Source organism: Nocardia panacis, from assembly GCF_003598715.1.
GTDB lineage: Bacteria > Actinomycetota > Actinomycetes > Mycobacteriales > Mycobacteriaceae > Nocardia > Nocardia panacis.
On the sequence record NZ_QZFU01000055.1, the window covers coordinates 306,727 to 319,992 of the forward strand.

At 68.3% G+C, this 13,266-nt stretch carries 12 protein-coding genes; 2 read left to right on the plus strand and 10 right to left on the minus strand.

What is annotated here, in order from left to right; translation table 11 throughout:
• Nucleotides 1–70: 70 nt before the first annotated feature.
• The gene (locus D5S18_RS33840) at nucleotides 71–1,072 is read right to left on the minus strand and encodes an alkaline phosphatase family protein (protein WP_120045194.1); all 1,002 of its coding nucleotides are present in this window, start codon (nucleotides 1,070–1,072) and stop codon (nucleotides 71–73) included.
• Between the two features lie 189 nt (nucleotides 1,073–1,261).
• Here D5S18_RS33840 and D5S18_RS33845 point away from each other — a divergent pair, with 189 nt between their 5' ends.
• Nucleotides 1,262–1,594 carry a YnfA family protein gene (locus D5S18_RS33845; RefSeq protein ID WP_120045290.1) on the plus strand — a complete coding sequence of 111 codons (333 nt, stop codon included), beginning with the start codon at nucleotides 1,262–1,264 and terminating at the stop codon, nucleotides 1,592–1,594.
• 4 nt (nucleotides 1,595–1,598) lie between these two features.
• On the opposite strand, the gene D5S18_RS33850 is transcribed toward D5S18_RS33845, so the two are convergent.
• The 3 genes from D5S18_RS33850 to D5S18_RS33860 are packed head-to-tail and all read right to left on the minus strand — an operon-like array spanning nucleotide 1,599 to nucleotide 4,506.
• Entirely contained in the window at nucleotides 1,599–2,225 is a 627-nt protein-coding gene (locus tag D5S18_RS33850) for an NUDIX hydrolase (RefSeq protein WP_120045195.1), read from the minus strand.
• A 27-nt stretch (nucleotides 2,226–2,252) separates the two neighbouring features.
• On the minus strand, nucleotides 2,253–3,524 hold the full coding sequence (locus tag D5S18_RS33855; RefSeq protein WP_239004176.1) for an adenylosuccinate synthetase: 1,272 nt from the start codon (nucleotides 3,522–3,524) through the stop codon (nucleotides 2,253–2,255).
• Between the two features lie 46 nt (nucleotides 3,525–3,570).
• Complete coding sequence (locus D5S18_RS33860; RefSeq protein WP_120045197.1) at nucleotides 3,571–4,506, minus strand: hypothetical protein; 936 nt, start codon at nucleotides 4,504–4,506, stop codon at nucleotides 3,571–3,573.
• A 170-nt stretch (nucleotides 4,507–4,676) separates the two neighbouring features.
• On the opposite strand from D5S18_RS33860, the gene D5S18_RS33865 reads away from it, so the two are divergent.
• The gene (locus D5S18_RS33865; RefSeq protein ID WP_158608044.1) at nucleotides 4,677–5,504 is read left to right on the plus strand and encodes an alpha/beta fold hydrolase; all 828 of its coding nucleotides are present in this window, start codon (nucleotides 4,677–4,679) and stop codon (nucleotides 5,502–5,504) included.
• A 27-nt stretch (nucleotides 5,505–5,531) separates the two neighbouring features.
• Here D5S18_RS33865 and D5S18_RS33870 read toward each other — a convergent pair whose 3' ends face one another.
• The 6 genes from D5S18_RS33870 to yajC form a co-directional block, all read right to left on the minus strand.
• Nucleotides 5,532–7,109, minus strand: coding sequence for an ABC-F family ATP-binding cassette domain-containing protein (locus D5S18_RS33870; protein WP_120045198.1), 1,578 nt, complete (start codon nucleotides 7,107–7,109; stop codon nucleotides 5,532–5,534).
• 177 nt (nucleotides 7,110–7,286) lie between these two features.
• A complete protein-coding gene (locus D5S18_RS33875) occupies nucleotides 7,287–7,859 on the minus strand; it encodes an adenine phosphoribosyltransferase (protein WP_120045199.1) in 573 nt (190 codons plus the stop codon).
• A 38-nt stretch (nucleotides 7,860–7,897) separates the two neighbouring features.
• Nucleotides 7,898–9,613, minus strand: coding sequence for an ABC transporter substrate-binding protein (locus tag D5S18_RS33880; protein ID WP_120045200.1), 1,716 nt, complete (start codon nucleotides 9,611–9,613; stop codon nucleotides 7,898–7,900).
• 53 nt (nucleotides 9,614–9,666) lie between these two features.
• Nucleotides 9,667–10,878 (minus strand): protein translocase subunit SecF, encoded by a 1,212-nt coding sequence (secF, locus tag D5S18_RS33885; RefSeq protein ID WP_120045201.1) that lies wholly within the window; start codon nucleotides 10,876–10,878, stop codon nucleotides 9,667–9,669.
• A complete protein-coding gene (gene secD, locus D5S18_RS33890) occupies nucleotides 10,875–12,578 on the minus strand; it encodes a protein translocase subunit SecD (RefSeq protein ID WP_120045202.1) in 1,704 nt (567 codons plus the stop codon). The genes secF and secD overlap by 4 nt, the downstream gene beginning before the upstream one ends.
• A 92-nt stretch (nucleotides 12,579–12,670) precedes the next feature.
• Nucleotides 12,671–13,093 (minus strand): preprotein translocase subunit YajC, encoded by a 423-nt coding sequence (yajC, locus tag D5S18_RS33895; RefSeq protein WP_120045203.1) that lies wholly within the window; start codon nucleotides 13,091–13,093, stop codon nucleotides 12,671–12,673.
• Nucleotides 13,094–13,266 lie beyond the last annotated feature (173 nt).

The following is a 13,266-nucleotide window of genomic DNA, read 5'->3' on the forward strand; positions in this document are numbered from 1 at the left end:
GGTCAACGCCCGAGGGTGGTGGCGGGATTCCCACAGGTGACGGTAGGCCGGAGCGCCGGCGGAGGTGCGCCTAGCGGGGAGCCGCGGCCAGCCCGCCCGACAGCGGATGGGCGGCGGGACCTTCGCGCAGCGAGACGCCGTCGGCGTACCCGGCGGGTGGTGCGCCGTGCAGATCCAGGATCGTCGGGGTGAGATCGACCAGCGTGCGGACGCCGGTAGCGCCCGGTGCGAAGTCCGGGCCCCTGGCGATGACGAAATTGGTTGTCTCGTCCTCGGTTTGACCGCCGTGACCGCCGCGCGGGGTGTGACCGTGATCGGCGGTCACCAAAACGGTCCAGCGTTCGCTCGGATGCGCGGCGGCGCGGGCGTCCACGGCGGCCACGATCCGACCGACCAGGCCGTCGATGCGGTGCACGGCCTCCAGATAGTCCTCCGACGCCCCGCCGCTGCGGTGACCGGCGCGATCCACCTGGTCCAGGTGGGTGAACAGGAAATCGGGGGCGAAGCGGGTCACGGCGGTGACCACCGAGTCGGCGGTGGCGCAATCGGTGGCGATCTCCTTCGGGTCGTGCGGGGACTCCGGGGTGACCATGACGACGTCGGCGCGCTGCTCGCCGCTTGCCGAGATCAGGGCCAACCGGTCCCAGGTGGTGATCGAGTGCAGCTTCAACGTGGGATCGTGCCGCTTGAGCCGGGTGAAGACGCTCGGGTAGCGCGCGAACGGCGCGGCGTCGAATTCGTTGTCGCGGATGCCGTGCTTGCCATCCCATACGCCGGTCAGCACGGTGGCCCAGGACGGGCCGGAGATGGTGGTGTGCGGGGCGATCGATCCGCGGGTCAGCAGTCCTTCGGCGGCGAGCCGCAAGAGGTTTCGGGCGCGGACCTGCTGCACCTTGTGGTACATCAGGCCGTCGAGACCGATCAGGACGACTTTGGGAGTGGTCGCCGCAGCGGCGCCGGCTCTGGCATCAGCGGGGAGCGGAGCGGCGCCTGCCTTGGCGCGACCGGTGATCAGGGGGACCGTAACAGCCATGAGAGCAACGGCTTTCGCGAGCAGCTGCCTGCGGTTCATGCCTCGACCATGCGGGTCGCACCCTTGCGCCCGGAAGTGTCGCGCGCGAGTGTTCATTGATGTTTCATCGGTCGCGACATTTCCCGCCACCTCACTGAACACGAGCTGAATTCTCGATAGCTATCAGCTATTCAATGAGGTCACGGACGGGGATATGGGAGATGAACGGTGGCGGGCTACCGTTCCACCATGATGGTGCTGCGCTCGCTGCTGCTGTTCGCCCTCGCCGCGGTGGCCGAGATCGGCGGCGCGTGGCTGGTGTGGCAGGGCTGGCGCGAACAGCGCGGGGTGCTGTGGATCGCGGCGGGGATCATCGCGCTCGGCGCGTACGGATTCGTCGCCACCTTCCAACCGGATCCGAACTTCGGGCGGATACTCGCCGCCTACGGCGGGGTGTTCGTCGCGGGGTCGCTCGCCTGGGGGATGGTGGTGGACGGATTCCGGCCCGACCGGTGGGACTACCTCGGGGCCGCCGTCTGTCTCATCGGGGTGGCGGTCATCATGTACGCGCCGCGCGGCTGATCCGTCAGTCCTCGGGGTCGAAGGCCCAGACGGCCGCGGGCCGACCGGTGGCCTTGGTGCGGCGGCGCTCCTCGGTGCGGCGCAGGCCGGGGACCGCGGCGAGGGTGCGGTTGAGATTGGCCGGGTCGGGGCGGACGCCATGGAGGGCGGCGGTCAGGTCAACGGCGCGCGTCGCCGGGAATTCGGCTCCCGCGAGGGCACGGGTGAAAGGCAGGTCCTTCCACAGCAATTGGGCCAGTAGATTGCGCGCGACCTCGACAATGCGATTGTGGTCGAAGGCCAGGGCGGGCACCGCGTCGAACGGCGCCCACCGCGCCGGACCCTCGTGCGGACCGACCACGCCCCACATAGCGATCGACAGGGTCGGGCCGCGCGGATCGCGAGTGGGTTCGTCGAAGGTGACCAACTGCCCCACCGCGTCGATAGCCGCGTCCGGGACACCGAGTTTCGCGCGCACCGCCCGCCGCGCCGCCTCCGCCAACCGCTCGCCGCGCCCCAGCAGGACACCCGGCAGCGCGAGCCGACCTGCGAACGGGTCGAATTCGCGGGGGGCGATACCGACGGTCACCCCCGCGTCCTCGGGCAGGTACCGCAGCGTCACGACGTCGACCGACACCACCGATTGCTCCACGGGCCTATATCCTGCCGGCCCGCCGAGTCAGGCCGCTCGAGCGGCGAGCAGGTTTATACGGTCGGCGCGATCCGGTCCGGCGGCGGCAAGGACCACCGGGGCATCGAGTTCGCGTTCGAACCACCCGATGGGGTCGGCAGGGAGTTCGGTGAGGACAGGGTCGACGGTCTCCAGGAGATCGGTCATCCGGCGCTGGTGGGCCAGATCCTGCCATGGGCCGAGTTCGAGGGATCGTACGGTGCCGGATTCGGTCCGGTATTCCGTTGCGGCGTAGCGGATTCCGGGTGCATCGAGATGGTTGACGACCAGGCCGTCGATGCCCCCGCAGGCGGCGACCCCGTAGCGGAGCAGGACGGAATCGGCATGACCGAGCCGGAATTCGCCTTGGTAGCGGCCGAAGGTGTTGTGCGGCTCGCGAATCGACAGCGTCTTGTCCTCGGTCGGGAAAGGTCCCGCGCCGTGGCGGGTCAGGTAGGTGCGGGTGACGCCGAGAACCGCAGCGTCGGATCCGATCTCGGCCAGCATCGCGCGAGCGCGGCGCGGTTCGACGGTGGACCACGTGGTGTGCGGATGCAGGCCGCGCCACTCGTCGAGCAGCACACCTTGCGCACCCTCGAAGACGAGTCGGCCGCGCCGGGCCGCCACGGCGAGCGCCTCGGGGCCGACTATGCGGACGGCGGAAGCGAATTCGCGATACATCGCCACCAGATCATCGATCGAGTCGTAGCGATGCGCACTGGGCGCGACGAGTGGACCGTAGTGCTCGGCAAGGCGGCGCAGCTTGGCCCGCAGCACGGCGGGCCGCCGACAGTCCACGACCCGAGGCGCGTCGAATTCGAGGGCGTATCTCGCTGTCTCGCCGATGCCGAGGCCGCAGGAACCGTGTCGCGAGGCACCCCGCGTATCCTCGCGAGCACGGTTCGCGGCCCGGTGGATCGGTGTGGTGAGCAAGGCCCGACCATCGATCCACAGCAGTGCGAGCGGGTCCGGGATTCCGAGCGCGGCCAGTCTGCGCGCCTCCCCCGCCAGGGCGATCGGTTCGACAAGCATGTGCCGCGAGAGCAGCGTCGGCACACCGGATAGGGTGCCGGACCCGAACTGGGCGAAGGTGTGGTGGCGGCCCGCGGCGACGACATTGTGCGCGGCCTGCACTCCCCCGTTGAAACGCACCACCGCGCGCACGTCGTAGCCGTTCTCGGGTGCGCACAGCCAATCCACCGTCGCGCCCTTGCCCGCATCGCCGAAGCCGAGGTCGACCACGATGAGATGCCGATTCCCGAGCTTTCCCTTCGCGAACACACCGCCTCCGATCATGCTGTTCGATTCCCCGCGGAGATTTCCGCGTTCAGTCCCGGCCGCCGGGCAGCGCCCGCAGGCCCGCCAGCGCCCGACCGACCGCCGCGGCCTCCGCTTCGGATCCGAGATCGCGCAGATCCGCCAATCCCCCGGCCAGATCCACGCCCACCTCCTCCACACCGATGCTCAGCGCGATCAATTCGCAGACCGCTGCCGGATCGTCCAGTTTCAGGAAGCGCAGGCCGAGCAGGTCGCGCCAGTGCTCGGCGATCTCCGGATCGTCGAAGTAGCTGGACTGATTCGGCAGGATGTAGTAGACGTGCCAGCGCTGCGCCAGTTCGCGATAGACGGAGGGCACCGCGATATTGCGGCCCACCTCGTCGCCGATCACCTCGCGAATGTGGCGCGCGGCCAGGCCGGACTTGTTCAGTTCGTCGCCGATGAGGAACAGGTAGCCGCGCTTGCGGCGCTTGTCCCAGGCGTCGGTCGCGGTGTGGGTGGCCATGAAATACGCGGCCAGCTCATAACTCTCGGACTTCTGTCCGCCGCCGTTGCCCTCCAGGAAGATATTGCGCAACTGCTCGTCCATGCGGTTGTCGGATTCGAACTGACCGACCTGCAGCGGCACCCGGTCGCTGTCGGCATCGCCGATCGCGCCGAACAGGATCTGCGGATCCTGCGCGTAGCCCTTGCTGCGTAGCAGCCCGTGCAGCTTGCCGAGTTTGTCCTGCATGACGCGGGGCACCCGCCCCATCGATCCGGTGACGTCGAACAGCACCGCGATGGGCAGGGACTGCCCGTGTTCGGCCGAGTCCCGGCATTCGCGCAGCGCCACCCCGAACGGATCCAGTGCCGGATGCGCGCGCCATTGCGATGCGGGCTTGGCCCGCTCCTGCGCCGTGTATCCGAAATCGTCGATCCCCCGGCTCGACCGATAGGTCTTGCCCGCGTCGTAGACGCTGTCATTCCAGTGGCCGTATCCCATCCCGATCACATCCTCTCGTCCCAGTTTTAGTGTATGCGACTAAAACATGGGCGGTCAAGAGGTCCACCCGAGACCGCTTTCCACCACGGCGAATTCGCCACGACACCCGATACAGTGACCGCGCGCGGCCGACCCCCCGCCGCGCGCGCACGCACTCACCGGGAGGCCCGATGCAGACCCGCACCGTTCGATCCAGCACCGGACGGGATATCGCCGTCACCGTCGAGGGAAGCGGACCGGGTGTGATCGTGGTGCACGGCAGCATCGTCAGCGCCGCCGACTACCGGGTCCTCGCCCGCGAACTCGGTCGCCGCTGCACGGTCTACCGCTACGATCGCACCGGACGCGGCGACGCACCGGAATTCGACCTCGCCGCCGATCGCGCCGACCTCGCGGCGATCACCGAGGCCACCGGTGTCGGCAATGTCCTCGCCCACAGTTACGGCGGATTCGTCGCCCTGGAAGCGGCGCGCACACTGCCGTTGGATCGCCTCGCGATATTCGATCCGGCCATGCCGGTCAGCGGCCTGTTCCCCACCGACTTCCTCGAGGCGATGGACGAGGCGTTGCGCCGCGGCGATACGGCGGGCGCGCTGGCGCGGATGAGCGTCGGGCTCGACCTCGCCGGTCCGCTCGCGCGAATGCCGTTCGCCGCGCAGCGATTCGCCGCACGCGTATTCCTGCGCACCCCGCCGGGGCGGCCGTTCGCCGACAGGCTCCCCGCGATGGTCGCCGAGGGACGCGCCGCCCTGCCGCACCGCGACCCGGCCCGCTACACCTCGGTCACCGCCAACACGCTGCTCATCGCGGGCGGCGCGAGCCCGTACTACTTCCGCGCGGTCTGCGACGCGCTGCGCGCCGCCATACCGGCCGCTTCCTGCCTGGACCTGCCGGGGCTGCGGCACCACGCCCCGAATGCGGGCGCCGCCGCCCTGGTCGCCGCCGTGGGCGAATGGGTCGCGCGCGACCCGGACTGCGCCCGCGACACCGCTTGCTGATTGATCACCGCCGCACCGACTCGATCACTACTCCACCAATCCCTCCGGGGTGAGCTCGACGCGGCGGGTCGCGCCGATCTCGTCGAGGAAGCGCGGGTCGTGGCTGACGACCAGCAAAGCGCCCTCGAAGCCGGCCAAAGCCTGGGTGAGGTGTTCCAGGCTCGGCAGGTCCAGGTTGTTGGTCGGCTCGTCCAGCAGCAGCAGTTTCGGCGCCGGGTCGGCCAGCAGCAGCATGGCCAGGGCGGCGCGCAGCCGCTCGCCGCCCGACAGGGCCGCCGCCGCGACATCGGCATCCGTGCCGCGAAACAGGAAGCGCGCCAACTGACCTCGAATGCGTTCGGCGGTGACATGCGGTGCCGCCGCCGCCACATTTTGGAATACGGTCAGCTCCTCGTCGAAGAGGTCGAGGCGCTGCGGCAGTAATCGCCACGGCACCCGAGGCTCCGCCGCGGCGACGGCGCGCAGCAGCGTCGTCTTGCCGATACCGTTGCGGCCGGTGAGCGCGATGCGCTCGGGTCCGGTGATGCGCAGCGAAACCGTTGGCCCGCAGGCCAGTTCCACCTGCTCGAGTTCGAGCACCTCCTGACCGGGATAGAGCCGGGTATCGGGCAGGTCGACCCGGATCGCCCGGTCGTCGCGGATCAGTTCCTGCGCCTGCTGCAACTGGTCCTTGGCGGTATCCAACTTCTCGATGTGGTTGTTGCGCAGTTTGCCCGCCGACACCTGTGCCTGCCGTTTGCGTTCGCCCATCACGATTTTCGGTTCGCGCTTGGTATCCCACATCTTCTGCCCGTAGCGCTTGCGGCGCTCGAGTTTGACGTAGGTGTCCACCAATTCCCGTGCCTGCCTGCGCACATCGCCCTTCGCGTCGCGCACGGCCGCGCGGGCCGCCTCCTGTTCGGCGGCGATGATCCGCTCGTAGTCGGTGAAATTGCCGCCGAACAGCCGAATCTCGCCCTGCCGCAGCTCGGCGATGGTGTGCATGCGGTCGAGCAGTTCCCGATCGTGGCTCACGGTGAGCACGGTGCCGCCGAATTGCCCGATGACCTCGTAGAGCCGTTGTCGGGCAACCTGATCCAGATTGTTGGTCGGCTCGTCGAGCAGCAGCGCCTCGGGCTCGCGCAGCAGTTCGGCGACCAGGCCGAGCAATACGGTCTCGCCGCCGGACAGGGTTTCCAGTCTGCGATCGAGTTGGCGCGCCGAATCGGCGACGTAGTGCAGGCCGAGCCGCCCAAGCAGGGCGATCGCCCGCTCCTCGACATCCCATGCCGCACCGATGGTCTCGAAATCGGCCTCGGTGCCCGCACCGGATTCGACGCGGTGCAGGGCCGCGCGGATTCCGTCGATGCCGAGCACCTGATCCACCCGCTGACCGGCGGCCAAGCCGAGATCCTGACGCAGATAGCCCAGCCGCTCCGGCGCGGTGATCGAGCCGCGTCCCGATGCGAGATCACCCACGATCAGGCGCAGCAGCGTCGACTTTCCCGCACCATTGCTGCCGACCAGGCCGACATGTCCGGGTCCGAGCACGGCCGCGAGGCCATCGAAGACAGGGGTGCCATCGGCCCAGGAAAAGGTGAGATCGGACAGAGAAATATTGGCCATACCGACTCCATGAGGTAGCGAAGAGATACAGCGGGGCGCGATACGCGCGGCCGCCCGATTGGCTACCTCAGAAGATCAACTGACCGACTCCGATCAACGGGAACAAGACTCGTAAAGGTAATCACAGTCGGCCCCGACGTCACAAGTGATATTTCGATCACCTGTGGGGGCGGGACCTCAGATCCGGACGATGGACGCCAGCGGATAGTCGCCCTGGACCGCTCTGCCGTTCAGGAACTCCAGCTCCAAAACGACTGCGGCGGAGACGATTTCGGCACCAGCCTGACGGAACAGCTCGGCCGCCGCGGCCAGGGTGCCGCCGGTGGCCAGCACATCGTCGAGCAGCAGCACCCGGCGACCGCGCAGCGCCACACCATCGGCCGGGATCTCGAGGGCGGCCGTGCCGTACTCGAGGTGGTACTCGCGGCGCAGCACCGGCGGCGGCAGCTTGCCCGCCTTGCGCACGGCGAGCACGCCGGTGCCGAGGGTGGCGGCCACGCCCGCGCCGAGCAGGAAGCCGCGCGCATCGATACCCGCGACCAGATCGGCGTCGGGCGCGCAGGCGGCCAAACAGTCGACCACGGCCCGGAAACCCTCGGAATCGGCGAAGACCGGGGTGAGATCGGCGAACCGCACACCGGGCGTCGGGAAGTCATCGCGCCACCGGGTGAGGCGTTCGACCAGGTCGGCTGCCTTTACGGTGCGCTCGACGGCCAATTCGTCGGACTCGATCGCCGCGTGCTTACTCATCGACACCTCTCCATGGTCACATTCACCCACAACACCTGTCACCTCTTCAGCACCCACCGGTCCATATTCCATCCGGTGCCTGCCTGGGTGAGTCCGGCGATACCGTTCTGCATCCCGCCGCCGAAGGCGATGGTGCGCGGGGTGGCGAACAGGGGGATGCTCGGCATCTCCGCCCACAGCAGGTTCTCGGCCTCGGTGAGCAGATTCAGCGTCGTGGTCGAGTTGTCGTCGGCCGCAAGCTGATCGGTGATCGCATCGTAACGGCCGTTGCCGAACCTCCCGAAATCGAGCCCGCTACCGGCGCGCAACGCGCTCGTCGCCGCCACCGCGCTCAGTGATCCGGCCGGACCCGGCCGCGACGCCGTACTCGCCAGCACCGCGTCAACTTTGCCATCGGTGAGCTGGGCGGGGGTGAAATCCGGTGCGCCCGCGTCGATCACGGTGATACCGGCGCCCTTGCACGCCTCGGCGAGCATGGCCACGGTCCGCGCGCGCCGCTCATCGGGTTTGGCATAGCCGACGCGCACCGTGATATTCGGGGTGCCCGCCGCCTTCAGCGCGGCGGTCGCGGCCGCGACATCACCGCCGCGATACTTCTCGGCCGCACCGGTGCTCGCCCCGTAGTACAGCGAATCCTGCTGGGTGATGCGCGAATTCAGCGGGGCGCTGCCCACACCCGTCTTCGGCGCGTCCTTGACCCGGCCCAGTTTGTCGAACAGGTCCTGACGCGGCGCGCACTGGGCGAAGGCGCGACGCGCCTGCACCGGGCCGAAAACCCCTCCGGTGGAAAGGATCAACTGCTCCGCGCCGCGCCCCGCGACGGTCTGGGCCGAGAAGCCGTCCAGCTTCAGATCCGGCACCGAATCCGCGCCGATATCGATCACGCCCACCGCGTTCTCCGACACCTTCTTGGCGATATCGACGGATTTGCCGAACACCACGATGCGCCCCGTCAGCGGCTTGTTCCCCCACCAGTGCTCATTGGCCACCAGCACCAACCCCTCCTTCTCACTGAAGGATTCGATGCGATAGGGACCCGAGGATGGGAACCGGCTCTGATCCAGGTTGCCCGGAGCCATATTCCAGCCGCTGTTCCAGAAATCCGCCAAACGCTGCACACCGGCCGGATCGCCGGACTGCAACGCCGACACCACATTCGGCACATTGGCCGCCCGCGCCGCCACATGCGCGGGCATCAGCTCGCCCGCCACGAACAGCGTGCGCCACGGCAGATAGTGCCGATCCGGGCGGAACACCACGGTGGCGTCCTTGGAACCGGGCTGGCACTCCACCCGCTCGATATCGGAGTAGCCCGCGGTGCTCGCGGCGTCGAACTGCGGCACCGGGCCGCGGTCACCGGGTTTGGTGAATCGGCCGCTGCGCGCGGACCAGGTGAGCACCAGATCGTCGCAGGAGGTCTTCACCCCGTCGGAGTAGACACCGTCCGGATTGAGCCGGTACTGGATGGTCTGCGACTCGCCCGGCACCTCCTTGGCGGTGCCCACATCGGTATCGGCCACCTGCTGACCATCCGGACCGGTATAGAAGAACCCGGTGAGGACCCGCGAGAACACCGCGGGCACACCGCTGCTCGCACCGAGCGTGGTGCCGCCGTTGTAGCCGGTGATCGCGGCGTCGACCGCGTAACCGATGGAGGGCACCTGACTCTTGCTCGCGCAGCCGACCAGGAGTCCGGCGGCAAGGGTGCCCGCGGACAACGCCCCGATCAGTCGCCCCATCGAGGGCTGTCGCATGTATTCCCCTGCTCCTGTGTGCCCTATTTAGAAGGCTGCCCTACCCGCAGGACTCAATGTCGCCGCTTCTGCCGCTTCCCGCTCGGCCGGGCGCCGGGACGCGGCGTCGCATCGGTGACCTTCGGGAACTTCATGGTGGGTTCGTCGAAATTGCGTCCGGTCGCGGCCTGCACCCTGGCATCGGCCGCCATCCGCGCCGCGACGCCCGCCGCGCCGGAGCGCCGCGACAGCACCTTCTCGGTGTGCCGGGCCACCGGACCCCACTTCTCCTTGATCGATACCAGCAGCGGCACCGCGAAGAAGATCGAGGAGTACGCGCCGACGATCATGCCGACCAACTGGACCAGCGCCAGATCCTTGAGCGTGCCGACACCGAGCAGCCACACCGCGATGACCAGCATGCCGACGATCGGCAGGATGCCGATGACGGTGGTATTGATCGAGCGCATCAGCGTCTGGTTGGCCGCCAGGTTGGCCTGCTCGGCGTAGGTGCGCTTGGCCAGATGCAGCACACCCCTGGTGTTCTCCTCGACCTTGTCGAAGACCACGACATTGTCGTAGAGCACATAGCCGAGGATGGTGAGCAGACCGATCACCGCCGCGGGCGTCACCTCGAAGCCGACCAGCGAGTAGACGCCGGCCGTGACGACCATATTGAAGAACAGCGAGGCGATGGCCGCGATGGACATATCGCGCTCGAACCGGATCGCGATATAGATCATGGTCAGCACGATGAACACCGCGAGCGCGATGAGCGCCTTCTTGGTGATCTGGCCGCCCCAGGTCTCGCTGATCTCGGCGACGCTGATCGCGTTGCGGCTCTGCTGTCCGCTGGAATCCTTCGGGTGGAAGGCGTCGAACAGCGAGTTCTGCAACTTCTCGGTCTGCGTCTGATCCAGTGCGTCGGAACGGATCTGAACCGTCGCCGCCGCACCCGAGCCGACCTTCTGCACCGAGACCGGCGCGTGCCCGAGCGCATCCTTGTAAACCTGCTCGACCTGCGCGGTGCTCACACCGTCGGCGGCGGGCAGCCCGATGCGCGAACCGCCCGCGAAATCGATGCCGAGGGTGAACCCGCGCACCCCGATGCTCACGATCGAGATGAGCAGGAACAGCCCGGTCAGCGCGTAGTAGAACCGCCGCTTGCCGACGATCTCGAAGCCGCCGGTGCCGGTGTATAGGCGTTCGAACAGACCGTGTTTCGGCGCGGCGGCCTCATAGTCGAGTTCGTCCTGCGGTGCGGATTGGAGGGTGGAGTTGCTCATCGCGCCGTCTCCTTGACCGGAAGGCTCGCCTTGCGCTCGCGCGCGACCTGCTGGATCGCGCCGAGACCATTGACGGAGGGTTTGGCCCAGAACGGCGAACGCGAGGCCAGCATCATCAGCGGGGCCGTGACCAGGTAGAGCACGATCACATCGAGGACGGTGGTGATGCCGAGGGTGAAGGCGAAACCCTTCACCTGACCGGCGGCCAGCACGTACAGCACCACCGAGGCGATGAGGCTGACCGTCTTGCCCGAGAGGTTGGTGCGCTGGGCGCGCGCCCAGCCGCGCGGCACCGCCGAGCGGAAGCTGCGTCCCTCACGCATCTCGTCCTTGATGCGTTCGAAGAACACCACGAACGAGTCGGCCGTCAGACCGATACCGATGATCAGACCGGCGATACCCGCCAGGTCGAGGGTGAAGCCGATCCACCGGCCGAGCAGCACGATCAGGCCGTACACCGCCACACCCGAGGCCACCAGGGAGAATCCGGCGAGGAAGCCGAGCATCCGGTAGTAGAGCAGGCAGTACAGCAGCACCACCGCCAGGCCGATCGCACCCGCCAGCAGACCGGCGCGCAGCGAGGACAGGCCCAGGGTCGCCGAGACCGTCTCCGCCTCGGAGGTCTGGAACGACAGCGGCAGCGAACCGTACTTCAGCGAGTTGGCCAGATCCTTGGCGCTGTCCTTGGTGAAATTGCCCGAGATGCGGCTGCGGCCGTCGGTCTGTACGGCCTGCACGGTGGCCGCGGTGATCACCTTGGTATCCAGGGTGACCGCGATCTGCTTGTAGAGGTACTCCTTGGTGAGCGCGCTCCACTGGTCCGCGCCGGAGGACTTGAAGGTCAGATCCACCACGTTGCCCGCCGACATCTTGTCGAAACCCGAAGTGGCGTCGGCGATTTCCTCACCGCTGATGCGGGCCTTGTCCAGCAGGTAGACCGTGCCGTCCGAACCGCAGGTGACCAGCGGCAGATTCGGGTCGTCGCTGCCCGCGAGGGGATCGGACTTGGTGCAGTCGATCGCCTTGATGGCGGCCAGCTGCTGATTCTGATCGGTGCTCTGGCGCAGCTTCTTCGCGTCGGCGATCTCCTGCTGGGCCTTCTGCTGCGGGGTCAGACCGCCACCAGGGGTGGTGGGCGCCTGCGCCGGATAGACGCGGTTCTGCGGCACCGGAGCCGGTTCGACGGCGGGCTCCGGCGCGGGCGCGGCGCCGGGAGCGGGCGCCTCGGGGGCGGGAGCGCCAGGGGCCGGAGCGCCGGGAGCGGGGGCGCCGGGAGCACCCGGAACCGGGGAGGCCGTTTCGGGCTCGGCGAGCGCGCCCTTCGGGACGGCCTGCAGGACCGGGCGAATGAAGAGTTTCGCGGTCACGGCGAGGGTGCGGGCCTGCTGGCCGTCGTCGCCGGGCACCGTGATGACCAGGTTGTCGCCGTCGATGACGACCTCGGAGTTGGTCACACCGAGACCGTTGACGCGGCTCTCGATGATCGTCTGTGCCCGGCGCAGGCTGTCCTGGCTCGGCTTGCTGCCATCGGGGGTGCGGGCGGTCAGGGTGACCCTGGTGCCGCCCTGCAGATCGATGCCGAGCTTCGGCGTCGGGGATTTATCGGCGGTGAAGAACACCAGCCCGTAGATCACGGCCAGCAGCGCGGCGTAGACGCCGAGCAACCGGAACGGATGCCCCGTTCCCTTGGAAGGTGGCACAGTACGTATCTCCTAGGAGGGAGTCGACGGTGGATCGGGCGAACGCACGCCAAAGCGCCGAATGCCACCTGGCATGCGGCGCGCGGGCGGCGTCAGTCCTTGGTCAGCCGGGTCTCGGCGGCGGTCTCCTTGGCGGGCGCCTGCGCCGCCTCGGCATCCCGCTCGGCGGCGGTGACAGCGGGCTCGGCGAGCGCCGCGACCGGCTCGGCGTCGACAGCGGTGGCCGCGGCGGGCTCGGCCGCCTCCTCGGTGGTCGCCGCCTCCTCGGTGCGCACCTCGAGGATGGCGTCACGCCGCCAAGTGGTCACGACATCCTCGGCGATCTCCAGGTCGACCGTGGCGTCGTCGATATCGACCACGGTGCCGAAGAGTCCGGAGGTGGTGGTGACCGTATCGCCGATTTTCAGGCTGTCCCGCATGGTGGCCACCTTCTCGGCCTCCCGCTTCTGGCGGCGGACGCCGAGGAACATCGGCACGAGCAGGGCTACCAGCAGCAGCGGAAACAGGAGTTCCATCGTCGAAGTCAGTCCCTAGTCTGTGGGTCGGATCGGACAGGTACCCGCACAGCATACGCGCAGGCACCCGCCGTACCTCCGCTATGTCGCGGAGGTACGGCTGGGCCGGGACTGTCCAACATACGGCCTACGAGGCTGTATCGACATAGGGCCGCTAGGAGGCCGTGTGACAT